23 protein-coding genes and 2 pseudogenes are annotated in these 24,038 nt (G+C 39.2%); 19 read left to right on the top strand and 6 right to left on the bottom strand.

Annotated features, from left to right (window positions below):
• The first annotated feature begins 296 nt into the window (after positions 1–296).
• From KFT32_RS15655 to KFT32_RS27245, 5 genes and pseudogenes are all read left to right on the top strand, one after another.
• The gene (locus KFT32_RS15655) at positions 297–3,074 is read left to right on the top strand and encodes an endo-1,4-beta-xylanase (RefSeq protein ID WP_211748166.1); all 2,778 of its coding nucleotides are present in this window, start codon (positions 297–299) and stop codon (positions 3,072–3,074) included.
• A gap of 744 nt (positions 3,075–3,818) precedes the next feature.
• Positions 3,819–4,226 (top strand): hypothetical protein, encoded by a 408-nt coding sequence (locus KFT32_RS15650; RefSeq protein ID WP_211748165.1) that lies wholly within the window; start codon positions 3,819–3,821, stop codon positions 4,224–4,226.
• An 898-nt stretch (positions 4,227–5,124) separates the two neighbouring features.
• Complete coding sequence (gene map / locus KFT32_RS15645; protein ID WP_211748164.1) at positions 5,125–5,865, top strand: type I methionyl aminopeptidase; 741 nt, start codon at positions 5,125–5,127, stop codon at positions 5,863–5,865.
• Positions 5,866–6,008: 143 nt separating this feature from the next.
• Entirely contained in the window at positions 6,009–6,218 is a 210-nt protein-coding gene (locus KFT32_RS15640; RefSeq protein WP_211748163.1) for a hypothetical protein, read from the top strand.
• Between the two features lie 26 nt (positions 6,219–6,244).
• A pseudogene (locus KFT32_RS27245) lies at positions 6,245–6,343 on the top strand (hydrolase); the annotation flags it as partial.
• 212 nt (positions 6,344–6,555) lie between these two features.
• On the opposite strand, the gene KFT32_RS15630 reads toward KFT32_RS27245, so the two are convergent.
• Positions 6,556–7,446 (bottom strand): helix-turn-helix transcriptional regulator, encoded by an 891-nt coding sequence (locus KFT32_RS15630; protein ID WP_211748162.1) that lies wholly within the window; start codon positions 7,444–7,446, stop codon positions 6,556–6,558.
• A 125-nt stretch (positions 7,447–7,571) separates the two neighbouring features.
• On the opposite strand from KFT32_RS15630, the gene KFT32_RS15625 reads away from it, so the two are divergent.
• From KFT32_RS15625 to KFT32_RS15610, 4 genes are all read left to right on the top strand, one after another.
• Complete coding sequence (locus KFT32_RS15625; RefSeq protein WP_349304915.1) at positions 7,572–8,957, top strand: MATE family efflux transporter; 1,386 nt, start codon at positions 7,572–7,574, stop codon at positions 8,955–8,957.
• A 56-nt stretch (positions 8,958–9,013) separates the two neighbouring features.
• On the top strand, positions 9,014–9,643 hold the full coding sequence (locus tag KFT32_RS15620; protein WP_211748161.1) for a sugar O-acetyltransferase: 630 nt from the start codon (positions 9,014–9,016) through the stop codon (positions 9,641–9,643).
• 404 nt (positions 9,644–10,047) lie between these two features.
• Positions 10,048–10,281 carry a DUF2691 family protein gene (locus tag KFT32_RS15615; protein WP_211748160.1) on the top strand — a complete coding sequence of 78 codons (234 nt, stop codon included), beginning with the start codon at positions 10,048–10,050 and terminating at the stop codon, positions 10,279–10,281.
• 228 nt (positions 10,282–10,509) lie between these two features.
• Entirely contained in the window at positions 10,510–11,343 is an 834-nt protein-coding gene (locus KFT32_RS15610; protein WP_211748159.1) for a metallophosphoesterase, read from the top strand.
• A gap of 464 nt (positions 11,344–11,807) precedes the next feature.
• Here KFT32_RS15610 and KFT32_RS15605 read toward each other — a convergent pair whose 3' ends face one another.
• Positions 11,808–12,017 (bottom strand): hypothetical protein, encoded by a 210-nt coding sequence (locus KFT32_RS15605; protein WP_211748158.1) that lies wholly within the window; start codon positions 12,015–12,017, stop codon positions 11,808–11,810.
• 374 nt (positions 12,018–12,391) lie between these two features.
• Here KFT32_RS15605 and KFT32_RS15600 point away from each other — a divergent pair, with 374 nt between their 5' ends.
• From KFT32_RS15600 to KFT32_RS15585, 4 genes are all read left to right on the top strand, one after another.
• A complete protein-coding gene (locus tag KFT32_RS15600; protein ID WP_211748157.1) occupies positions 12,392–14,131 on the top strand; it encodes an ABC-F family ATP-binding cassette domain-containing protein in 1,740 nt (579 codons plus the stop codon).
• 764 nt (positions 14,132–14,895) lie between these two features.
• Positions 14,896–15,222, top strand: coding sequence for a hypothetical protein (locus KFT32_RS15595; RefSeq protein WP_211748156.1), 327 nt, complete (start codon positions 14,896–14,898; stop codon positions 15,220–15,222).
• A 39-nt stretch (positions 15,223–15,261) separates the two neighbouring features.
• Complete coding sequence (locus tag KFT32_RS15590) at positions 15,262–15,861, top strand: chloramphenicol phosphotransferase CPT family protein (RefSeq protein ID WP_249435918.1); 600 nt, start codon at positions 15,262–15,264, stop codon at positions 15,859–15,861.
• Positions 15,862–16,034: 173 nt separating this feature from the next.
• Positions 16,035–17,132 (top strand): L-dopachrome tautomerase-related protein, encoded by a 1,098-nt coding sequence (locus KFT32_RS15585; RefSeq protein WP_211748154.1) that lies wholly within the window; start codon positions 16,035–16,037, stop codon positions 17,130–17,132.
• Between the two features lie 238 nt (positions 17,133–17,370).
• Here KFT32_RS15585 and KFT32_RS15580 read toward each other — a convergent pair whose 3' ends face one another.
• The 3 genes and pseudogenes from KFT32_RS15580 to KFT32_RS15575 form a co-directional block, all read right to left on the bottom strand.
• Complete coding sequence (locus KFT32_RS15580) at positions 17,371–17,667, bottom strand: spore coat protein (RefSeq protein WP_211748153.1); 297 nt, start codon at positions 17,665–17,667, stop codon at positions 17,371–17,373.
• 11 nt (positions 17,668–17,678) lie between these two features.
• Positions 17,679–17,828, bottom strand: a complete 150-nt coding sequence (locus tag KFT32_RS27240; RefSeq protein ID WP_349304917.1) for a hypothetical protein — start codon at positions 17,826–17,828, stop codon at positions 17,679–17,681.
• A 35-nt stretch (positions 17,829–17,863) separates the two neighbouring features.
• A pseudogene (locus tag KFT32_RS15575) lies at positions 17,864–18,193 on the bottom strand (glutathione-dependent formaldehyde dehydrogenase); the annotation flags it as partial.
• 357 nt (positions 18,194–18,550) lie between these two features.
• On the opposite strand from KFT32_RS15575, the gene KFT32_RS15570 reads away from it, so the two are divergent.
• The 3 genes from KFT32_RS15570 to KFT32_RS15560 all read left to right on the top strand — a co-directional run bounded on the left by KFT32_RS15570 (position 18,551) and on the right by KFT32_RS15560 (position 20,825).
• Positions 18,551–19,453 (top strand): helix-turn-helix transcriptional regulator, encoded by a 903-nt coding sequence (locus tag KFT32_RS15570; protein WP_211748152.1) that lies wholly within the window; start codon positions 18,551–18,553, stop codon positions 19,451–19,453.
• Between the two features lie 95 nt (positions 19,454–19,548).
• Positions 19,549–20,550: a phytanoyl-CoA dioxygenase family protein gene (locus KFT32_RS15565; protein ID WP_211748151.1), complete on the top strand. Its 1,002-nt coding sequence runs from the start codon at positions 19,549–19,551 to the stop codon at positions 20,548–20,550.
• 110 nt (positions 20,551–20,660) lie between these two features.
• Positions 20,661–20,825: a hypothetical protein gene (locus KFT32_RS15560; protein WP_211748150.1), complete on the top strand. Its 165-nt coding sequence runs from the start codon at positions 20,661–20,663 to the stop codon at positions 20,823–20,825.
• A 307-nt stretch (positions 20,826–21,132) separates the two neighbouring features.
• Here the strand turns inward: KFT32_RS15560 and KFT32_RS15555 are convergent, their stop codons facing one another.
• Positions 21,133–21,495 (bottom strand): DUF3139 domain-containing protein, encoded by a 363-nt coding sequence (locus KFT32_RS15555; RefSeq protein WP_211748149.1) that lies wholly within the window; start codon positions 21,493–21,495, stop codon positions 21,133–21,135.
• 397 nt (positions 21,496–21,892) lie between these two features.
• On the opposite strand from KFT32_RS15555, the gene KFT32_RS15550 reads away from it, so the two are divergent.
• From KFT32_RS15550 to KFT32_RS15540, 3 genes are all read left to right on the top strand, one after another.
• Positions 21,893–22,453: a class I SAM-dependent methyltransferase gene (locus KFT32_RS15550; RefSeq protein WP_211748148.1), complete on the top strand. Its 561-nt coding sequence runs from the start codon at positions 21,893–21,895 to the stop codon at positions 22,451–22,453.
• Between the two features lie 566 nt (positions 22,454–23,019).
• Complete coding sequence (locus KFT32_RS15545; protein WP_211748147.1) at positions 23,020–23,190, top strand: hypothetical protein; 171 nt, start codon at positions 23,020–23,022, stop codon at positions 23,188–23,190.
• Between the two features lie 158 nt (positions 23,191–23,348).
• On the top strand, positions 23,349–23,816 hold the full coding sequence (locus KFT32_RS15540; protein ID WP_211748146.1) for a hypothetical protein: 468 nt from the start codon (positions 23,349–23,351) through the stop codon (positions 23,814–23,816).
• Positions 23,817–24,038 lie beyond the last annotated feature (222 nt).

Raw genomic sequence — 24,038 nt, 5'->3', positions numbered from 1 at the left:
TTGAATGGTTGTTTGTCTCAGGGGCGCTGAGACGGTTTTCCAAGGCCAGAGTGGTAAGGTATGCTTTTATATTCTCTTTTATGTAAGCGCTTCAATGTGGTGTACAACCTTTTTATACCTCAAGCGAGCGGACTGTGCCGACCGTGCATCCTGATCTAAAAGAACAGAACATCTTTGCTTAATTCGGTTCGCCTCATGGAAGACATAGGGGTAGACACAAAACTGCTTATACGGACGCTCATCATGGTCTGTGTGCCAAAAGACGTTTTATTAAAATCGTAAAGGAGTGCAAATGTATGCGTCGAAAAGGAGTAAAAGCATTTTTGACAAGTCTGCTTGCGGTGGCGATGATTCTACCGGCTTGGATGACATCCACAATACAGGCGGAAGAAGCGGTAAAGCTTGAGCTAGGCTTTGAGGATGGCCTTACTGGTGGATTTACAGGCAGAGCAGGCACGGAGGTTCTCACGGTTACCAATGAAGCCAATCATACCGATGGTGGTAGTAAGTCGCTGAAAATAGAAGGGCGAAGCGATTCCTGGCATGGACCAACCCTTCGGGTGGAGCAGCTTGTTGAGGCGGACAAGGAATACGAGATTAGCGCATGGGTCAAGCTCATTGAGCCCGCGAGCACTACATTGCAATTGTCCACACAGATTGGTCAAGGCAGTGCTGCAAGCTATAATGCGTTGGCATCAACATCCGCAAATGCTGGAGATGGCTGGATCAAACTGGAGGGTACGTATCGCTATAACAGCTTGGGAGATGGATATTCGACGATCTATGTCGAGGCGCCAAGCAGCAAAAACGCTTCTTTCTATGTGGACGACATTCGTATTGCGAGTACAGGAACGGTTGCGCCAGAAGTGCAAACCGATCTTTTGCCGATCAAAGATATATATGAGGATGACTTCCTCATTGGTAATGCCACTTCTGCAGAAGATCTCGAAGGAAGCAGGCTGCAATTACTGAGCATGCACCATAATGTTGCAACTGCGGGCAATGCGATGAAGCCGGATGCGCTGCAGAAGGTAAAAGGTCAGTTTACGTTCGCTGCTGCCGATGCCATGGTGAACAAAGTGCTGGCGGAAGACATGAGTATGCATGGGCATGTGCTGGTGTGGCATCAGCAATCACCGGCTTGGATGAACAGCACCAAGGACGGCAGCGGAGCGGTCTTGCCATTGTCCCGCGCAGAAGCTTTGGAAAATATGAGGATACATATTCGCACTGTGGTAGAGCATTTCGGAAACCGTGTCATTTCCTGGGACGTTGTGAATGAAGCAATGAGTGACAATCCCTCTAACCCGACTGACTGGAAAAATGCACTGCGCAAGTCGATGTGGTACAACGCGATCGGGCCGGATTTCGTAGAAGAGGCATTCCAAGCTGCGCGAGAAGTGCTGGATGAGCACCCGGAATGGGACGTGAAGCTTTATTACAATGACTATAATGAAGACAACCAGAACAAGGCGACGGCCATTGCCAGCATGGTTCAGGAATTGAACGACAATTATGCTGCAGACCATCCGGGCAAAAAGCTGATCGACGGAATCGGCATGCAAGGGCATTATGGACTGAATACGAATCCAACCAATGTGCAGCTTTCCCTGGAAAGATTCATTAATACCGGCGTGGAGGTTAGTGTTACAGAACTAGATATTCAGGCTGGCAGCAACTATGTCATGACCGATAAGGAGGCCAACTCGCAAGGTTACTTATATGCGCAGTTGATGGACCTGTACCGACAGTACAGCGATAATATCTCTCGTGTTACCTTCTGGGGTATGGATGACGGCACAAGCTGGCGTGCAGCGAGCAACCCGTTATTGTTTGATAAGCACTTGCAGGCCAAACCGGCTTACTATGCTGTCGCAGATCCAGCTACATTCATGGAAGAACATGTTCCAGATACAACAGGGGCTAAATATTCACAGGCTCTATACGGTACGCCGGTCATCGACGGACAGATGGATGCGATATGGAATCAGGTTCCGGCTATTCAGGTCAACCGGTACCAAATGGCATGGCAGGGTGCAAGCGGCATAGCCAAAGCGCTATGGGATGAAAACAATCTTTATGTCCTTGTGCAGGTAAGCGACAATGAGTTGGATAAAACCAGTGAAAATGTATGGGAGCATGACTCGGTCGAAGTGTTCCTGGATCAGAATAACGGCAAGACTACGTTCTATCAAGAGGATGATGGACAGTATCGCATAAACTACGATAATGAGACCTCATTCAATCCGGAATCCATCGGAGCCAATGTAGAAACGCAAACTAAGGTATCAGGAACTAATTATATCGTGGAAATGAAGATTCCGCTCACAGCCGTAACGCCTGATATTGATACCAAACTTGGATTCGACGTGCAGATCAATGATGGCAAGGCAGGCGCACGCGAAAGCATTGCGACGTGGAACGACACGACGGGCAATGCCTATCAAGACACTTTAGTATATGGCATTCTCACTCTGAAGGGCAAGTCGACCATTAATGAAGAGAATGCCATAAATGGCGGAGGTGGTGATTCCCATGCTGACTATAGCACTCCGCCTGCATGGGCAAAAGAAGCGGTGGATGCTTTGGCGGCAAACGGCATCATGCTGGCTGCAGATAAAAACAGTTTTTCACCGGACGTTTTCGTGACCAGAGCAGAGTTTGCCGCTTTACTCGTCAGAACACTAGGGTTGGTTGGCAGCGGTCAGCAGACAGCAACATTCGCTGACGTGAGACAAGAGTCAGTTTATTCGCAGGGTATTCAAACTGCACAGCAGCTTGGCATTATTAATGGTTTTTCAGATCAGACTTTCCGTCCTGATGATCCGATAACCCGTCAGGATATGATGGTGATGACAACGCGGGCCTTGCATGCGGCCGGAAAAGAATTCAGTGGCGAAAGGGACTTGGGCTCATACCGTGATAAGTCAGATGTGGCGGACTATGCTCTGGACAGTGTCGCGATCCTTGTAAAAGCAGGGGTAGTAGGCGGCAAGAGCAACAAACTAGCACCAACTAGCACGTTGAGCCGTGCTGAGGCAGCGGTGATTTTGTATCGTACCGTAAAACAATAACTAGGTATACCATTGAGTAACGTTTCATTGCATAATAACCTTCTTGCTGCTATCGCTATGGCATGAAGGTTATTATTATTCATTGCAGCATCCGCTTTAAACTGTCGTCTTCAAGTAGAACGATATTCCCTTTTCCTTTTGGTCAGTCATCAAAACATTTATATCAGGTTGGTTGACGGGGTAGGCAGCTAAGTAGCAGCTGGGTCAATGCGATCTATTACTTTTTCAATAAGCTAATGGACCGTATAGTTGAGGGGCCAGCCTCGCGTCAGCTCCTCTTTTCGGATATCCGATGTGTACCGCGTTTTGCGATTTCAATTGCAGCTAGTTGACCAGTTCCACTATGCATATTAAGAAATCCTGGATGTGTCGAAATTTGCATAGCGTACGAAATTTGCGTTTTGTTAGTGGGACCCCTATCACACAAGAAATCTTACTGGAGGAAATTCAGAAGTCTAAAAATTTCTTTTATGAAAAAAATAGAGCATTAAGGATTGAATCTAGAGGATCTCAATAATTGCTCATATGCCCGGTGGTCAAAGAATTGTTTATAGGGCTACATCATCATGTAAGAATAGCTGTAAAGTTTTTCAGTTCAATCATATAATTATTTTTCACCTTTATGAAGAATAAATTTGGGCCTCAGAAGAGGATATAGTTTAGATCAGACACTTTCTCTCGTACATATGATATACCAATAAGACTCCTTCACACCGTCGAGGAGATGACTGCGGTGATGTTATTTTGAAACGAACCAACAAGAAAAAATTGAATATTATACTTAGAAATATTAACTTACTTACCGCAACACTACTGCTCAATGGACAAGTTTCGATTACAGGAGTGTTTATACAAACAGACGGTGCTTTCTCTGTATCCATAGGGGGACCAATAACCGGGGGATTTCGGATTGTAAGCAAATCGGGCTCCAAATCGGAAAATATAACGATAACCATCATAGATTTTGTAATTGCTATATTTTTGATTCTGGATTTACTAAATGTTCAAGGTACCTATTTTACATCCGGACGGTTCAGCATTGTCGTAGGAGGGCCATTGTTCGGGGGAGATAAGACTGAAATAAAGGAAGTAAACCGATTGAATGCTGATTTCAACACCTATGTAAGACGAAAACGAAGGAAAGGCAGATGATCAGGTGTGACGTCAACAGAAACTCCAACTGAAAAAACTCCGCTGGGAATCGCATTTTTAGTAGGTATCTCCTTAGCGGGATTCATCTTCTTGTTTACCCAACCCAAAGAATCCGATGTGCAGAAGAAAAAATAATGATGAGACTCATGGTATTATCCCCTCATAGTAGACAACGAAAAAAAGTCATCTGGTAAGTTAGACATACACGTTAGATACCAGAGGGGATTTTTAATATTGAATTCCAGATAGAATAAACAATTTGAATATTAGGCAGCACAGAGAATAGTCCCAAATTTATTTGTTAATTGATATTTGAATGGGTTCATACAAAGAAATGATTAAGTACATATATACTATTTTGAGGAGACCTATAGTTGAGATAACTTTAGACAATAGTGCTGAACAATATCTTTCGGATGACAAAAACTTGTTCCTATTACCGATTAGATGAATATCTATAAGAATTCACAAAAGGATGATTTTATGCTCTTGTAAAACCAGATAAAAGAGTGCTGCGAAAGCCATTAATTCAAAATAGAGATGTTCTCATTGACTAATTATGTTTTGATGAAATAAATAGATAAGATCCTCTTTGTTGAACTACCACAATAAAATCTGACAACCCACCAACGTAATCGGTTGCAACTAACGTTGCAATGTTTATAAAAAAGTTGCTAAGACTCGCCTCTTTGGATATGATTATTTAATGGATGTTATTGTGCCATAAAGAAAATGATTATTTAAATTCAAAAATTAAAAGGTGTAAATCTGGAATTATCAGAAGAGTTTCACGATGTTTCAGCTCTTCGAAAACGTACAAATAATTTACATCACTTGAGTTTTACGAGAAAATAACACTTATTGTGGAATCGATGATAAAGATAGTGAGGTAAGCGAAATGATTGCAAAAACAGAAGAAGACTTTAATGGTTTGAAGGAAATTGGAAAAATTGTTGCCTCTATTCGAGATGAATTGGTACAAAGAACAATTCCCGGCATAACGACAAAAGAGCTTGATGATATAGCCAAAGAGCTTTTTGAGAAAGAAGGCGCAGTTTCAGCTCCAAAAGGTGAATATAATTTCCCTGGCTATACTTGTATTAGTGTTAATGAAGAAGTAGCACATGGAATTCCGGGAGATCGGGTTATTCGTGAAGGGGATATCGTAAATGTAGATGTTTCCGGTTCAAAGAACGGTTATTTCGCTGATACAGGCATCTCGTTTGTAGTTGGCGATGGAGAAGAAGTGTTAACCAAAATATGCGATGTTGCCAAACAAGCATTTGAAGCTGGTCTTAAAAAGGCAAAACCCGGCTCCAAAAAAAGTGGAATTGGAAAAGCAGTATTCCAAACAGCAAAACAGCATGAATTAACGGTCATCAAAAACCTTACAGGACATGGTGTTGGGCGTGCTATACATGAAGCACCCGACCACATATATAATTACAACGATACAACGGATGATGAGTTATTAAAGGAAGGGATGGTTATCGCATTTGAACCATTTATCTCAACCTTTGAAGAAGAAGTAATCCAAAAAGAAGACGGCTGGACCTTTGCTACAAAAAAAAGCTATGTAGCTCAAATAGAACATACGATTATCCTTACTAAAAATGGTCCAATTATTGTCACACTTTAATAAGTTCAAGAGGTCGATTCCAATCCGGAAATCGGCTTTTTTTGTTTTATCTGTACAAGTTCTGACCCCGTTTTCCGTAATGGACAAGAAGATGGTTCGAATACCGATTAGATATGTATTTAACTACTATTGAGGATGCACTTGTGAAGGCAGGGCGAGTTGCAACTGATACAGCCATGCTTGTTGCTGGAATTGCAGGCTACGAATCAGAAGCTGATGATGCATGGATCACACCATTAGATAAAAATTATAACGTCATCAGTTTGGCAACTATTCGGAGAACTTCCAAGGACCCAATTCAGGGACAGCGACTCACAAAGATATTGTCGATTATTAACGGTACATACTCGTAAAAGGAGGGTAACCGGCCAAGCCGAGTACGATGCAACAATGTGAGCGGGTGGGAAAATTGTTCGGAGAGCGTAGCCAAGGAATTTGGATACTTGGCGACAGCGCAGCCAGAATCAAGAAAGATGGGGCGGAGGAGTTATGATTGGAGACGGATGTGTAATTGGCGCTGGAATTCATTTGCTGCCGGTGTACCGTGCAGACTAATTCGAAAAATCGCAAAATCAGACAGTATGCGATATAAACCTGAAGTATTGGCAGATTGCCGCATTATAGAATAGGAAACTTTAAGCCCTTATTTTCCTAGAGTTTGAATTTATAAATCTTTCGGAAAGAAAGAGCTTAAGTTATGCTATTATTCGTAATTTGTTTTCGATAATCTAGCGGAACTAGTCCTATCTGCTTGCGGAATATGGATGTATAATAACTTGCGCTTTGGAAACCACATGCTAACGCAATTTCGCCTATGGATCGCTTTGTTTCTCTCAACATTTCACAACTTTTTTGAATACGATATCTGGTTAGATAAGCGTTGGGAGTTTGACCTATGTACTTGTTAAATAATGTACAACATCGACTTCTGCAAACAGTTCCAGACGATGCTATTTCGTCAAGTGTTATTTTAAGATCATAGTGCTTATGGATGAAGTCAGTCATCTTTTGAACGTTTGTCCACGAATGTACGGCTTCAGGATGTCCAGATTTCTGCTGCAGATGGTCTCCGATACACGCGCATAAAGATAAGGCTTGGGAAACTAGACGTAGTGGATTTGGCGGATCGCAGTGGTGCATCTCTTTATAAATTTCTTGAAGAGATATCAGTATTTCCTTTTGCCATGTAATTTGTTCTGTGATTACAACAAAATCCTCCATTTCTGCACTGAACTTTTCTTCCCAATATGTTCGTAACAGAGATGAATTTTTATCAAGAAGAGCCGGGTGAATCACGACAACAATAAATAAACAATCGGTTTGATCTTGGGAAAAACCAAAATGTAAGCGGTGGCTATTCACAAAAATTCCATTTCCCTGATTAATGTGGATCGTATGTCCATTAACAGAATATTCCATGAATCCTTTCAATACGAAAATGAACTCCACATCTGGATGCCAATGGGCTACAGCTTCATAGTTGTTAAATTGATGTAAGCTTCCTTTTCGGACATACAACGGTAAATCAGGAAAATTATAATTCAACCGCTCTGATAAATCCGAAAACACTTCTAACTTCATATTCAATGAGAACACCTCTGAAAATGTATACGATTTTTATAAAATTATAATCAATTTTAATGGTGCGAACAATAGATTTATCTTATCTTGATAATATGAAAACTAACGGGGAGGAAAGAATATAGGTGAAAGAACGCATTCAATTAACGACTCTTATGGATCGGAATTTTAATCGGGAGTTAATGACTCTGGTCATCCCCATTGCATTACAAAATCTCATTTCCGCAATGGTCATATCGGCTGATGTAGTCATGCTTGGCACGATTAGCCAAACAGCAATGTCGGCTGTATCGCTCGCTGGACAAATTACTTTTGCGTTGACCTTGTTTTACATGGGCATGTCAACAGGAGCGGGTATTCTGACTGCCCAGTATTGGGGAAAGAAGGACCTGCAAACAATACAGCGCGTTCTCAGTATCGCCTGTATGTTCTCACTATGCATTTCCGTTATGTTTTTTTTAGTTTCCTTTTTGTATCCGGCAATGCTTATGCAATTTTTTACTAATGATGATGAACTAATAGGATATGGTTCTAAGTTCTTACAAATGAATTCGTTTTCATACCTTGCAATGGGTATCTCACAAATGTACCTCAGTGTTATCAGAAGTATGGAAAATGCACGACTGAGTGCTTGGATCAGTTCCCTTTGTCTAATTTTGAACATTGTATTTAATGCTCTCTGTATCTTTGTTTTTTTTCCATCCATGCCAGAACTTGCGATCGCAGCGGTGGCCCTTGCAACAGTATTGGCTCGTTTTATTGAGCTGGCTTGTTGCATTGTTCATTCTGTTACTAAGGGAACAATCCGTTTCAGATTACCGGTGCGTGATACCATTCAACGTAATCTACTAAAGGACTTCTTAAAGTATACCATGCCTGTTCAGGGCAATTATATTGTTTGGGGCGGTGCTTTGACTGCAACAGCAGCAATTATTGGTCATGTTAGTGCAGATATGGTTGCAGCTAATTCTGTGGCATCGGTAGTAAAGAATTTAGCTATAGTACTATGTGGTGGCATAGCTAGCGGAGGCTCCGTGCTGATTGGAAAATATCTAGGAAAGGGGGAGATTGACAAAGCGAGGCAGACTGGCAACAGGATGAATCTATACGCTCTGATATTTGGAATAATAGCTGGTTGCACAATTTTGTTGATTAAACCTCTGGTTTTTTCTTTCGTAAATTTGAATGTTACTGCGCAAAGTTACTTGGAAGGTATGCTATTCATCAGTGCTTTCTATTGTATTGCAAAGTCCATTAATTCTACGAATATTGCAGGTATTTTTACTGCCGGCGGAGATTCCCAATTTGGTTTTTGGTGCGATACGGTTGTGATGTGGTTCATTATTTTGCCTCTTGGTTATTTGTGTGCCTTTGTTTGGGAAGTGTCGCCCATTGTGCTTTACATGGTCATCAGCTTAGATGAAATCGTAAAGCTCCCAGCCGCTTTTATTCGGTATCGTCAATACAAATGGCTAAATAATATTACAAGGAGCTTTGCACAAACTGGATAATGGTTTTAGTCGAATTGTTCAAAATTAAAAATTAAATATAAAGGAGAATAATGTATATGAATATTCAAGAACGAATGGCTAGCTGTCAATTATTTACCGACCATGATGCTAATTATCCAGAGGAAGCTGCAACATTAGCTCGCGCACGTCAGCGTGGTAAGACACTGTGTTATGAGATCAATCACTTGCATCCTGATGATTTGGAAGGTCGTAAGGCTCTAATGAAACAGCTTTTTGGAAGCATGGGTGAAAACGTGTGGATGGAACCACCAATTCGTATGGCTTACGGATCAAATACTACAGTAGGTAACAATGTATATATTAACTTTAATCTAACAGTCGTAGATGACTATAAGGTCACGATTGGTAATGACGTGATGTTTGGTCCAAACGTAACGATTGCTGTGACCAATCATCCGGTTCACCCGGAAAAGCGCAAAGAAGGTGGCATGTTTGCCCTTCCAGTGGTCATAGAGGATGGAGCATGGATTGGAAGTGGTGCTATTATTATACCAGGTGTTAAGATTGGAAAGGGTAGCGTGATCGGAGCAGGAAGCGTAGTCACCAAGGATATTCCTGCTAATGTCATAGCTGTTGGAAATCCATGTAAAGTTCTACGGGAAATTACGGAACACGACAAAGTTTATTATTACAAAAACATGCGTTTCGATCAGGTTGAATGGTGATGAATTTCTAGTTTGCAGGGGCCGTGGATGCCGCTCTGGCTAATCAAATGATGATTAAATGCCCGATTCTTTAGTTGGTCATAATACTGTCTCAATTATCATTTTCTTCTATTAAAATCTACATATATTCCATAATATTCAATTATAATAATTGACGGAATTCTTGATTAAATTCAACTGTGATCCCCCGATCATTTACTACCCTACTTCCGTCTTTTTTTATTAATTAGTAAATCACCTAACATTTAATGTCCGCATAGAAGAACAATTGCTAAATTACTAAACTGCTAACAACAAGAACATGAATACTTTAAAAGCTGATTCTATGAGGCTTGTCAATGTAGTTCCAATGCTCTTCATTAAGCTAACGGCAGAATAATTTAACAATCTAAAGGAGAGTAGAAATGAAAAGAGGAATCCAGTTTGAGATACCTAACGAATGGGGCAGTCATCTCGGGGAGGCACTGAAGCCTTTCAACATAAGCGACTTCGATTTGTACAACGGAGGAGAAGAAGCATATCGACTCTCTGAGGGGGTCACAATGGAACCTTTGTTCCAAGGTGAGATGTATGAAATGAAGGGACAAGACCTTAGCGAAATTCTAAAATCAACCTTTTCTTATATAATTTTTAACTAATATCAAAAAGGAACTGATAGGTTCCGGAAGTTAAGCTAACGGGACACGATAGCTTAATAAACAAGAAGAACGAGCATCGATATGGTGTTCGTTCTTCTTGTTTATTAAGTATCTTTTTAGTGTGGTGAAATCGTTTTTAAAATTCGGCTATCATAAACAGTACACATTACTGTAACAGAGCTCCTTTATAATAACGATTATATATTTGAAAGGGGCAGTTGAATACGAATGAAGAGTTTTAAAATGCTAGTAAAAATAGTTTTATTATTGATCGTATTAATTTGCCTACTAATAGGATATGCTTTTAAAATTGAGCCAAGAATGACTGTAATCAATTCCTATGATTTAAATGAAGACAAAGGTGAATCAGTCAAAGTAGTCCAAATATCTGATATTCAAGTAAGTGAAACTTATACAATAGAAGACCTAAATGGTTTGGTAGAAAAGGTAAATAAATTAACTCCTGATATTATTGTTTTTACAGGAGATTTATTTGAAAATTTTTCCGTGTTTCAACCTAAACAGGAAGTAACGGAAAGTTTATCAAAGCTAAAAGCTACGTTCGGGAAATATGCAATCTGGGGAAACCGTGATTACGGTGGTGGAGCTTATAGAATATATGAAGATGTATTAACTAATTCAGGCTTCACATTATTAAAAAACAGTGGTGTGAATGTAACTGTATCAAATGGAAAGAAGCTATTTATCGGAGGATTGGATGATGCTTTGCTTGGAAATCCAGATATAGATCTTATGTTGACTAAAATGGAGAACGATTGTGATTACGAAATTGTGCTCATGCATGAGCCAGATATAGCATACCTTTTAAAGGATACTTCTGTTGATTTGCTTTTAGCTGGACATAGTCATGGAGGACAGGTTCAGATTCCTTTTATAAAAAACATATCTACAGCTATGGCTGAAAAATATAGTGATGGATTTTATACTATTAATAAAAATAATGGGATGCAGCTTTACGTAAATACAGGAATTGGAACATCTAGAATCCCGGTTCGCTTTATGGTCCCGCCTGAAATCGCTGTTTTCAATATTAATTTGTAAATTTATAATCCTTTAAAAACAGCTGACGAGAATTTTCTCGTCAGCTGTTTTTATGTGTCCAGAATGGACGTACACAATAGGGGGCAAATCTCCGGTCTGAAGAACATGAACCTATAAAGGGGAGTGAAATAAGAACCGCGCTTGAAGGTGTGATCGATCCCGAGATGGCGTGAATATAGTTGACCTTGAACTTGTATATGGTATTGAAGGGGGCGGCTAATCCCCGTCCTCTCACATCACCGTACATGCGGGTCCGCACACGGCGGTTCCAAAATGTGAACAACGTTTCAGAAAACGTTAGAGTAAACTTTGCAGCCCTTTCGCTTCCCAATAGGAAGCCGGAAGGGCATTGTTTGTATTGAACATGGTCCCATTAACGATTAGGCATGTATCAATGAATAATCGTCCGCTTTTTCATTAAGCTAACGGGCAGGGTAGTATAAGATCAATCGAGGGGAACCGTATCATAAATAGGGCGAATTTTTTGTTTGGCTAATGCAGGGAGTGTTGAAGAACTCTCGAGCAGCATCACCTAACAAGGTTTTAATCTGCTCATTTGTAAATTGTTCTTTAATCAAATTTAAGAGAGCAGTGTATGTTGATTTAAAAGCAGAGGGGAAATAACGCTTTCCATTTGCTGCAGTCGATTCCATCAACGCAATGTTCATTGCCAATCTGCCATAGCTCTATCGTCGCGAAGCATGGCATAAATCATAGCATTGTGCCAAGGCACAATGCTTGGTCCCATAATATGCGTAGGGTGGATCAATTGTCATGATTTTGTTTGATGTATTTTCATGGGATTGGATTAACGTCCAGTCATCCTCTGTAAATGTCGTTTTTGATGGATCTTCATTATAGTAAGCAATGGTTGATTCTGAAAATCGTCCAACAAGCCACCATTCTAAAGAAAGTATTAGAATTTCGAAGTGAGGGTAAGGGCTACAAATAGATTGAACTTGGTAGTAAACAGTGTTACTCTAAAAGTCTGTGTTTGATAATACATTTAATAATAGTCACCATTTTAGTTGTAAAGAAAGGTAACACTATGATAAAAGTTGATAACTTATCCTTCTCATTTCCACAAAAGGAACTATATAATAACATTTCATTTACGTTTGAAGAGGCACAACATTGCGCTTTTATAGGAACAAGTGGCAGTGGGAAAAGTACACTGATAGATATACTGATGGATCCCGAAAGATATTTGTTCGATGGCAAGTTAGAGATAGACCCAACTTGCAGCATTGGGTATGTAAGTCAGTTCTCACAAGTAGACAAAACGAAAGAAATAACCGTTTTTGAATATATAGGAGAAGAATTTATTAAGATACAAAATGAAATAACTTCTATTTGTACTGAAATGGAAACATCATCGGATATTGAATCGTTACTAGAAAAGTATCAATCCGCCTTAGACGCATTTGATTCAATGGATGGGGATAATTTCGAAAGCAACATTAATAAAAAACTAAATCTAGCGAATCTAATGAAGCTAAAAGATCTTAGGGTATCCGACTTAAGTGGCGGGGAATTCAAGCTTATTCAAGTGATGAAGGAAATGCTTAATAGTCCAGACTTAATGATTATGGATGAACCAGATGTATTTTTGGATTTTGAAAACCTAAATGCGCTTAAAAAGCTTATTAATTCCCACAAGGGAATGCTGCTAGTTGTTACGCACAACCGATATCTTTTGAATCATTGTTTCAACAAAATTATTCACCTTGAAAACACGGAGATCCAAGAGTTTGATGGTCGATATATTGAGTATAATTTCTCATTACTTCAGACAAAAATTGAGTTGCAAGAAATTGCAGTCGCTGAACAAGAAGAAATTGAGAGATACGATAACATCATTGATAATCTTAGAGCGATCGCAACTATTAATTCAGAAGCATCTAGAGGTAGAGCGTTAAAAGCTAGAGTTAGATTTCAGGAGAGATTGGAAGCGCGTAGAATTAAGGCACCATTTGTTGATATTAAGCAACCGAATATCCGTTTCGATATTGAGAATGAAATTGAAGATAGCATTGTTGTAACAGTCCATAATTATAGTGTTGCCTTTGATGAACTGCTTTTAGAGAATGTTAGGTTTGAGATAAAATCTACGGATAAAGTAGCCATTATTGGTCCAAACGGCACAGGGAAAACAACTTTACTCCGAGATATCTTTAACAATAATCATGATTCCATTGAAATAAATGATGATGTTAAAGTGGCTTATTTATCTCAGAATCAAGGCGAGATTCTAAAGGATTCTAATACAATACTAGAAGAATTCATCGATGCTGGGTTTAAAACTTATGATGAGATTAGATCTTATATTTCAAACTATGGCTTTGAGGGAGAAATTCTTAATCAAAAGATAGAATCTTTATCGGGTGGAGAAAAAAATATGCTTCAATTGGCTAAAGTTTCTGCCAGTAAAGCAAACGTATTGCTTCTTGATGAACCGACAAGCCATTTAGACACCTATACACAAATAGCACTGGAGAAAGCCACCCAAGACTTTAAAGGTGCGATTCTCATGATTTCTCATGATTTTTATTCCGTTGTAAATGGTATGGATTATGTTTTAATCATTGACGATAAGACGATTAGAAAAATGAGTATGCAAGAATTTAGACAGATGATTTATGCGAGTCATTTTAATAGAGACTATTTAGAAACTGAACAAAAGAAAAAATCAGTTGAAATGAAAATAGAATTGGCTTTGAAAGATACTAATTTTGAATTGGCAAAAGTATTGGTTGATGAGCTAGAAGAGCTAATTAAGTTGCTATAAATTACAACATGTTGGTGGAAAAGTATCAACAAAAAAGACACTGATGAATAGAATATCAGTGTCTTTTTACTGCATTGATTTCTTGATAGCTCTTGCTTTGGTCAGTGGTTCACTTGGAGTGCTTTTATTTTTTTGTAAACAAAAATTTCGCCGTTATGTCCGTTATGGTGAACCGTGTCACAAGTAACGGCAATTTTTTTCAGAGATTCCACCAAAAAACTTGGTAAGGTTTTTGGGGAGGGGGAGAGACCAATACATGAAGGAGGACATATAGAAGGATTAGCGTGAGCTGATCTAACTTAAGCTAACGGGCAGGATAGTTTAACCATAATTATTCTTTATCTTCATATTAATAGATTATGAACCTGCTGCATTCATGTCGCAGGACAAGAACATAGTCCCATTACCGATTAGGCATGTATCTAATCGGTAACTGGATAATGACAAAAAAACGATTCCTACTGCGTGTTGTAGGAATCGTTTTTTTGATTATTCTTCCTTTTCGCCCTATTATTAATATGAACTGAAATCTAAATACACGCTTGGAGGAGAACGAATGAAACGTATTGTCAAAATAGGACTTGTTGGAGTCCTGCTCACATCCGTATTTAGCGCAGGTGCTTATGCCGCAACAGTAGCTCCTTAAGTCTTTGTTCATGGCAATATCATTCAAAGCAAAGCAACACCGAAAATCATTAATGGATCTGTCTATGTACCACAGCGTATCGTAAGTAAATCAGCGTGATCTAGCATTTAATTGGATTATGGCCTACGATGATCGACGGAAGGTAGATGTACTTGCATTAAACGCACCGGGATTCAAAACAGATATTTACAATGAAAGTTTCCCTGCTGGAACCTACAATATGGCCAGCATTGTCGAAATGGAACCTGTAGACCGCAGTGAAAATACCTTAACTGTACGTATTGTACAACGAGTCACCGCAGAAGATGATTACAATGTCAAAGTAGAACAATGGAAATTCACATTTGAGGGAAATGACAAAATTAAATCAGTGATGATCGTACCGAAATCAACCCAATATTTAGATCGCTACACCGTGTTTCCAGGAACAAGCTTTGGAGAGTAATCCTTTATTTTTAATTTTATTTTTGAAGGGATGATTCAATTGAAGCAAGGGCAAGGGATATTAGTTTTTCTAAATGGAACTTCAAGTTCTGGAAAGACCTCCATATCGACTGAACTGATAAATCAGAAAGAGATTCCTTTTTATCATTTATCGATTGATGATTTTTTTAATAATTACAATGATTTTATTAATAATAAATTTCCAGATGAACCTGCAAGAGAAATAGATCATCAAGTTGTCTCACAAATACTTGATGATTCCATATTCTCAGTGTACCATTCGACAATTACATTGCTATCCGAATTTGGTTTTAATGTAATAGTAGATACCGTAATCGACAATGACAAGAGGTTTAATGAGTTTCTTGTTCAATTTTCCGATCAGCCTACGTTATTTATAGGTGTAATATGCTCGAAAGAAGAACTCATAAGAAGAGAGCAAGCAAGAGGAGATAGACTGATTGGACTAGCAGCGTCACAGTTTAGCAAAGTATATTGCTTTGATGAATATGACCTCGAAGTAAATACGGAAGAGATGAATCCAACAGAATGTGCCGAAAAGATATTAAGTTTTATTAAGTCCAATAAGGAATACTCGGTATTTAAGAAATTACGTAAAAGCAATGTTAGTGTTTTCTAGATGGCGTATCCATCAGTCAGCACCATATTCAAAACAACCCCAATCAAATGATTTGATTGGGGTTGTTTTGTTTCATTTTATTTGAAAAATTCAACAAAAACCGAACCAGTCATTTATAAAAAATTTTCATCATATATAGTTGATATCCGTTCGAAGTGGATGAGGAGGATATCATGCAACCTATATTACCTACGGAAAAATATTTTGGGCAGTTTGAACTGGTGCATGCTTTTTATGGGGCTATGCCTACAGGTGTCAGTGTTTCCGAAAACGGTCGTATTTTTGTTTGCTTTCCGAAATGGGGAGACGACGTTCAATTTACTGTGGCGGAAATTGTTGAGCGTGAATTGCAGCCTTATCCCAGTTTAGAAACTAATTTGGTTAATGCCGGTAATATTACTATGTCATTCGTCAGTGTCCAAAGTATCGTTGCTGATGGAAGAGGAACACTTTGGGTATTAGATACAGGGGCACCAAATTTTTCTGAGCCTATTCAAGGGGGGGCAAAATTAGTTGCTGTCGATTTAAGCACGAATACAATAAGGAGAGTATATAGCTTTACAGAAGATGTGGTCTTGCCAACAACTTATTTGAATGATGTCCGTATAGATTTTCGGGTTGGAAGAGCAGGGTATGCATATATAACGGATTCTTCTTCCAGAGGGCCAGGGGCTATTATCGTCGTAGATTTAGAAAATGGGAACGCGTTTAGACGGTTAAATGGAGCAATATCAACTTCACCTGATCCCTATTTTTTACCGAAAGTAGAAGGCGGAATTTTGATGAATCGAAACCCGGACGGCTCGACTTTCCCATTTAGATTGGCTTCCGATAGTTTAGCAATTTCTCCTGACGGAAAGGTTTTATTTTATGCTCCGCTATCCAGCCGCCAACTGTTCTCAATCTCAACAGAATCCCTAAGAGACAGAAGGATACAGGACATAAATTTATCCGAATATGTGCAGTATTGGGGGGAAAAAGGTGCGTCTGATGGAATGATCACCGGCGCAAAAGGAACCGTTTATGCGGGAGACTATGAAAACAACAGTATCCGGAAGATATTGCCGAATGGCGTAATGGAAACCATTGCACATGACCCGAGAATTTTATGGCCGGATACTTTTTCGATTGGCCCCGATCAATACTTATATGTCATTGTGAATCAATTACATCGGCAGGCGAGATTTCATTATGGAAGAGACCTGCGGGAAAAACCATATAGTTTATTACGTATGAGAATTGATGAATTCCCTGCTCCTACCTTTTCATAACAATCTTAAACGAAGGCAGCTATCTCTCATCAGAATGGGTTTGGGGTAGTTCACCTGACCCCGAAAACGTCTGCGGAGGAATACTTTACGGGCTTTTTGAGGTCGGATGACGATGGTGTACTTGACGGGAAACTTTTGCTTCCGAGAAGCAAAAAGCCCCCTCCACAGTTTTGTGAAAGGGGCCAATTCAAAAAAAGATTTTGTAATTTTGCGCGTTTTGCCGGGACGAAATACCATGTCAAGATGGAATGTTCATAGCAGTCTGAATGTTTTTCAGATCAAGCTGAATTTGCTCTGGAATATGGTAGAGATGGTATAGGCCATGTTGCATCATGTAGGTTGTTATCTTTTCATAAGAGTCTATGGCCTCATCGAGCTGTTTCATCAAAATTTGCTTGATTTCGGGACTAGCACATTCGGTCACGGCCATGGCGTAGTTTCTGACTCCGCTCTTAGCGTTCATCAAAAAATCCATTGCGATCACATCATCAGTCAGCATATGAAGCCCTGTCATGTGTTCTAATATTGGGTTCATGTTTTTATCTCCTATAGGGTCAATTTAGACAGCACTCCACTGAGTTCTTGAAGCTGCTGTCGTGATAATTGCACTTCTTGTTGCAAAATTTGCATGAGCTTAGGGTCGGTTACCAGAGCTTGCATCGTTTTGGAGTTGGTCATGCAAAGCGTAATTGGAATTCATTCGGATTGTCCTCCCATGTATTCATCCATATTCAAGGCTTTAAAACGACTTTTATGCAATCATCCGTTTTCGTATCAAACACTTCATAGCCGGGCTTGGCCTCGCTGAGTGGAATGACGTGCGTAACAATGTCTCCAGGGTCCACTTTGCCCGACGTAACCAACTCGTACATATACGGCATGTAGTGAATGACCGGAGCTTGTCCGGAACGGATATTCACGTTGCGCTGCATGATGTCGCCGAGCGGGAAACCGTTATAGCGTCCGCCGTATACTCCAGTGACTTGGATGGTCCCGCCTTTGCGGACAGCCTGAGATGCAATGATAAATGCGCTCATGGTACCTCCTTGCAGTTTCAAGCCGCCGCATCGGATCTTATACTAAAATGGATTGCCGGAGATGTAAGATCCGAACATTCCCATACAGTCGCAGAAGTCGCAAACGATGACCACCATTAAAACCTTTTTTTGACGAAATGTTGATCAAGTTTATGACCTGGGAAAAGAGCATCGACCAATGGGATGCCTATAAAGAAGAAATCAAGAAACTTGGAGATTATGAGGGTGTTCTAAAACTGATGAACAATAAAGTGAAGTAATATGTCCTTCTACGGAATCCCGGTTTGATGCCAACACGAGGATTCCACTTATGCTATAAGAGCCTATAAAAATTTTGTTAGAATGATGATTATAGATTCGGTAGAGAGGTAGTTGAAGAACATGAGCGAACAGGAGTCTAACCACTGGCCTTATGTACATAATGCAGGAGACTTCGTCATTCAAGCTGGGTTTGTGCTCGGGCCCAGGCAAATTGACGATTTCGAATTAGTCTACTTTCCCGATGGTACCCAAACGGAATATGAGATAGATGGATGCCTATTTGTTCTTAACGAGCCTTGCTTCATATTTACTCGCCCAGGTAACTGGCATACCTACCGGTTCGCGCCAGAAAAAAACGTACGACATTTGTTCGTGCATTTTGATTATCACTCCCTACGGGAGGAGGACGAGCGATATGGGACCTTGCTCCGAGATGGTCATATGTTCCCGGCAAGACGCCATTTGCTCGTAACCGGATTAATGGAGAAGATACTTTGGATTGCGAATCACCAGCCTGCGCATTGGCGGAGAAGGCTAGCCGTTTTGGTTTCCGCCTCCCTAGAAGAACTATCATCCTTTTCCCCGCAAGTTACGGAAGGGGAAGCCTTCTCCCTACCTGTCCCTATTCAGCACGCGATTGCCTATATGGAAGAGCATATGACAGGTCCCGTAAAGATTGAAGAAATTGCAGCGATATCGGGCTGGTCTCACGAATACTTCACAAGGATGTTTGTCTCCTCTACTGGTATTTCCCCCAAGCGCATGCTGCTTGAGTTAAGGTTAAGGCGTGCCGAGCAATTGATGATGAGTGCCTCCGGCACGGTGAAACAAATCGCCTATTCGGTAGGGTTCGGTGATGAACACCATTTCTCTAAAATGTATAAGAAGCTTCGTGGAATAACGGCATCGGAATACATAAAGAGATGCCAGGATCCATTATTCCGTCACACGGTATCCGTATTGGAACCGTATACGCCCTATCCTATGAATCGAAATATTTTGGTGAATTCCTTGGTCAAATAAACACATGATTTACCGGTTTTAGACTATGGAGCGATCTGATCTAACACGCTACAATTAGCGGGTAAGTATTTCAATCTACGGAGAGGATGGGGTCTATGGGTAAGTTTTATGTACCTAAATCACGTGCAAGGGATAACCGCTATTTAGTAAGTGTGAAACAATATTCCCACTATCACAAAGAAGGCTACTTAATTGTCCGAAACCTATTGTCAAAAGAAGACATAGCCGAGCTTTATGAATTTGCAGAGCAATCAAGGCTTAATAGTCTTCAATTAGATAAGCAGGCAGAACCTGATAATGCGGATCCTCTCAAAGAGGAATTTGCAAAGGCTACAAGACTTCATATGGTGTCTCGTTTAAATGCAGCCGCGGAGAGGGGGATGCTTAACCCACGAATAGTCGATGTTACGGAAGCGTTGGTTGGGCCGGATGTATACGCTCTTCAGTCTATGCTTTTCTTAAATCCTCCTGGAAAGGGCGGTCAAGGTTGGCATCAGGATGCATGCTATATTAAGACACATCCAGATACGCTAATCGGAGCGTGGATTGCCTTAGAGGAAGCTGATGAAGAAAATGGCTGCTTGTGGGTCGTACCCGGTTCGAACCACGAACCGATCTATCCTCCTGATGGTGTCGGCGGAGGAAATGTACATGCGGTGGATGCATTCCAGGATTTGAATAGCGTGCAGAATGTGAGCCATTTGGACGACAGTGTGAACACTCTTTCTAAGGTTGTCGCAGACTATCCTCCAGCTATACCCGTTCCGCTAAGTCCTGGTGATGTTTTATTTTTCCATTCACATCTACTTCATCGCTCGTATCCAAATCGCAGCCAGGACCGGTACCGCCGCTCATACGTTTGCCATTATTGCAATGCACGTTCTTGGGTGCCATGGGACCATGATGGATTCGAAGGTAATTCAGGGAATTACCGGCATATTCTCGCCCGTGGAAGCACAAACCTTCCTTATGCAGACCCAACATTCACAACGGAGGTATACTTGGCAGATGGAGAAGAGGAAGCGAGTAGCATTACGATGATGGGGATGGACAATGGGATGATGATGCCGATGGGAATGGAGACAGATAATAAGTAGTAACTGTTTTGTAATACAGGACAGTTACTGAATTGAAAATCATGGAATATTTTAGCCAGTTAATTTCAAAAGCAAAAAAAATCTGTTAAGAAGGAAAAGGGACTGACCGGGTGACACGATACCGACAGTTGTCGGGGAACAAGAACATGTTCCCTTTGAAAGTCGCTATTAGCGGATTTTTTTGTTTTATCGGTACAGGTTCTTGTCCCAAGCCAAAGACAGAACCTGTACCGATTACCGTAATGGACAAGAACATGTTCCTATTGCCGATTTGATGGATATCTAAGGTGGAAGTGGTGGGTCTCTTCTGAATGACACAAAAACGCTAAAGACTGAAGTATGGTCAAAAGACCAGCTTCAGTGCTCGGAAGTATATCATCTGGAACTGTAATCCCATTTTAAAATGGATAAGAAAAGCTCGTCAGTAAGCACTTTGGAAAAGAGATGGAGAGGATAACCGAATGTGCTTTTGTATCAAGCGCATTATCCATTTGAGTATAAAGTAATAGACAAATGATAAATAAATACAATGCACGTATTTTACGTTCCCTTAACTGGTAGCATCTTTTATAAGCTTATTATTTATTCTTTATGCTTATAAGCGCCTCCAGTAATTCCGTGCTGTTCGACTTTACCATCATCTCCCAATTGATAAGCATACATTTTATTAATCTCATCCGAGAATTCAACATAGGTTAGATATCCTGAAGCTGTTTTATCAGTTGTTTTTTTTATCTTGACAACTTCAATACTAGCTATGTCGCTCTCCAAATATCCTCTTTCCTCAATTAAAAACTCTTTAACTCTTTCCTCATTATAAGTGACAAGCTCTGGATCACTTTTCGCTGGGATGTTAAGAGAGTACACCGTAAAAAATATGAAACCAATTACAAGAATTACCAACCCTAGAAAGACTCCGCCACCAATCAATATTATTCTCTTCAAGAAAAATCCTCCATTATCTAAAATCAATTAATATATATTAACAAATCACTTCTAATAAAAGTAGATTAAAACTAGTAATAAACAGAATATTATTACATAAAAGAGATAGAAAGTTGTTTATATCAGAAAAATAATCTATTAATCGTATTTTGATACAATTATTGTAATGTAATATTGCGCTAGTGAAGGTCAAGTAGAAAATTATGAATTTACTGAAGCTGACTATAGTTTCCCTAACGCCCCTGTTAATGAAATAACATGATAGTTCCAATTAATTCCCAATAATTTAAAAAAAGGATGCTATCTTAATACCTTTGGATCAAAATGTTTACAAATAATAATAATTCAATTATAGTTAAAATAGAGTCTAAATATCTATAATAAGAAGGGCATTGAAATGAATCAAAAATTAATTAGAAAAATAAATAATTTAGAAAATATAAATCGATTTCCTGCCGATGAGCTATTTCGGTTCGTATCCCTTAACAAAGAGGATAAATTATTAGATCTTGGAGCAGGAGGTGGCTATATAAGTCTTCCAATTTCTAAGTATGTAGATGAAGTAATTGCACTTGATTATGATGAAGATATTTTAAAGTACTTGGAAACAAAAGCTGGGGAAAATGGAATTACCAACATTAAAACTCTTGTATCAGATTTCAAAGATATACAACTGGGTAACGAAAAAGTTGATAAGGCTGTTGCTTCAATATCACTTCACGAAGTTAAACCACTTCCGCATGCATTAGGTGAAATATATAGGGTCTTAAAAAATAAAGGAGTGTTTCTTTGTATTGAAATAGAGAAGTCAGAGTTCTCAACTGGTCCGAGAGTTTCATCAAAAAATATGAAAGAAGAAGTTCTTAATGCTGGCTTTGATATAGTCGATATTTTTTATCCTCAAACTAAAGTAGCTAATCAACCAGTTTATATAATTGTTGCACAAAAAAATGAATAAAATGGTATTGAACTAGTTGTTAATTCAAACTTAACAACTAGTTTTATTAGTTATTGTAAAAAAGGAGTAAATGGGGTCGAAAGGATCCAATTTGCGAAAAGTACTGATTATGCACTATATGCCTTTGTTTATTTGGCTAATTCAGAGTACGAATACAATATAGGTTATTAAAGAATTATCCGATATGCTAGACGTATCGGATAATTGTCAAAAATCATGACTAATTTACGGAAAGATTGGATTATTCTAGACAACATATGTTATTGACCGATGAAAGCAGTGGCTAAATAAAGACTGTAATAAATTGTTGGGAAACAAGAACATAGTCCCTTTGAAGTCGCTATTTAGCGGCTTTTTTATGTAATCGGTACAAGTAAATATAGATCTAGTAGTACTAGTAAACCTCCCCGTGTAACAGAGTTAACAAAGATTTAGAAGGACCGTCTTTTGCATTGTATCTTACCCCAAAAACAACTAATTCCAATGAATTGTTATTAATAGAAAGTTCAATAACTACCATGCATTTAGACTCAAAGACTATTGTTAATGTAATGGAAACCAATACAATGCCCGAATCAGATGGGAAATTAGAATTATGGGTTGTCGAGACTTTTAAGCCTGATGATGAAACTGTTGACGAGGAAGAATATGATCAGTTATCCACCACAAGAGGGTATCAAAAAACGAAATCAACCGTATGGAACTTCCAGGCTATATACAAAATAAAGCTGGTGTAGCTTCGATTCAAAAGACAACAAAAAATCAATATTTAAATAAATCAGGTCACTACATCGATATGGTGACTAAGTTATCCTATTATCGGGATTATGGAACACATATTATAACTGCTTACTCTACGTCTACAAACAAAATTTCATCTAAATAGTGAGGGAATATGAAAAAACTATTAACAATTTCCATGGTTGTATTATTGATATTTATTACTCTGTTCACTGTTGAAAAAGGTAAAGTAAATCGTTTTAATGAAGAACTGGAATCTTTGTATGATATTCAGATTCATAATTTAAAGGTGTTAGAAAAAACCATAAGTGGATCATCTACCACATTAACTGAGATATACGGTACTTTACAACATATAACAGGCATATACACAGCACTGAATTATTCAAATAATAAGGGATTTGCAAATAAAGTGGATAAGGACGCTGGATTGTTATTAGAATTACAGTTTAGTTTAAGAAAATTCGCTGAAGAGAATTATAACACTAAAGAAGATCGGTTGTTTCTTTCAGATATAACGAAAAGAGTAGCTGAAGTTTTGGAAAATGAGAGAGATCAAATCGGATCTTTTCGTTCCACACTAATGAAAGAAACTGAATCATATATTAATGATAGAAAATGATAGTGAAGAAAGGATAGCTCATTATCAGCAATCCTTTTTTTGCATGTTTTAGAGTTATAGCAAGAAGAAGTGCATGAGCCGATGTCGGTGGACAAGAACATATTCCGATTACCGACCTCTCAAAAAGTAGCTGTTCGAAACGGTATGAATATTATTGATGAAGATACTAAGAGTTTTAGGAATATAAATATGGAATTTTTTCTGTATTCTGTAGAGCGAACA

The sequence above is a fragment of the Paenibacillus sp. Marseille-Q4541 genome (genome assembly GCF_018310695.1).
Lineage (GTDB): Bacteria > Bacillota > Bacilli > Paenibacillales > Paenibacillaceae > Paenibacillus.
The sequence above is the reverse complement of the archived record's forward strand: the minus strand, read 5'-3'. Positions and strand labels throughout refer to the sequence as shown.

Coding starts and splice junctions, on each gene's coding strand:
- KFT32_RS15550 (WP_211748148.1), top strand. CDS start 21,893: ATGAATCAAAAATTAATTAGAAAAATAAATAATTTAGAAAATATAAAT.
- KFT32_RS15630 (WP_211748162.1), bottom strand. CDS start 7,446: ATGAAGTTAGAAGTGTTTTCGGATTTATCAGAGCGGTTGAATTATAAT.
- KFT32_RS15655 (WP_211748166.1), top strand. CDS start 297: ATGCGTCGAAAAGGAGTAAAAGCATTTTTGACAAGTCTGCTTGCGGTG.
- KFT32_RS15600 (WP_211748157.1), top strand. CDS start 12,392: ATGATAAAAGTTGATAACTTATCCTTCTCATTTCCACAAAAGGAACTA.
- KFT32_RS15540 (WP_211748146.1), top strand. CDS start 23,349: ATGAAAAAACTATTAACAATTTCCATGGTTGTATTATTGATATTTATT.
- KFT32_RS15565 (WP_211748151.1), top strand. CDS start 19,549: ATGGGTAAGTTTTATGTACCTAAATCACGTGCAAGGGATAACCGCTAT.
- KFT32_RS15580 (WP_211748153.1), bottom strand. CDS start 17,667: ATGAACCCAATATTAGAACACATGACAGGGCTTCATATGCTGACTGAT.
- map (WP_211748164.1), top strand. CDS start 5,125: ATGATTGCAAAAACAGAAGAAGACTTTAATGGTTTGAAGGAAATTGGA.
- KFT32_RS15595 (WP_211748156.1), top strand. CDS start 14,896: ATGGCCTACGATGATCGACGGAAGGTAGATGTACTTGCATTAAACGCA.
- KFT32_RS15585 (WP_211748154.1), top strand. CDS start 16,035: ATGCAACCTATATTACCTACGGAAAAATATTTTGGGCAGTTTGAACTG.
- KFT32_RS15615 (WP_211748160.1), top strand. CDS start 10,048: ATGAAAAGAGGAATCCAGTTTGAGATACCTAACGAATGGGGCAGTCAT.
- KFT32_RS15545 (WP_211748147.1), top strand. CDS start 23,020: ATGCCCGAATCAGATGGGAAATTAGAATTATGGGTTGTCGAGACTTTT.
- KFT32_RS15620 (WP_211748161.1), top strand. CDS start 9,014: ATGAATATTCAAGAACGAATGGCTAGCTGTCAATTATTTACCGACCAT.
- KFT32_RS15610 (WP_211748159.1), top strand. CDS start 10,510: ATGAAGAGTTTTAAAATGCTAGTAAAAATAGTTTTATTATTGATCGTA.
- KFT32_RS15570 (WP_211748152.1), top strand. CDS start 18,551: ATGAGCGAACAGGAGTCTAACCACTGGCCTTATGTACATAATGCAGGA.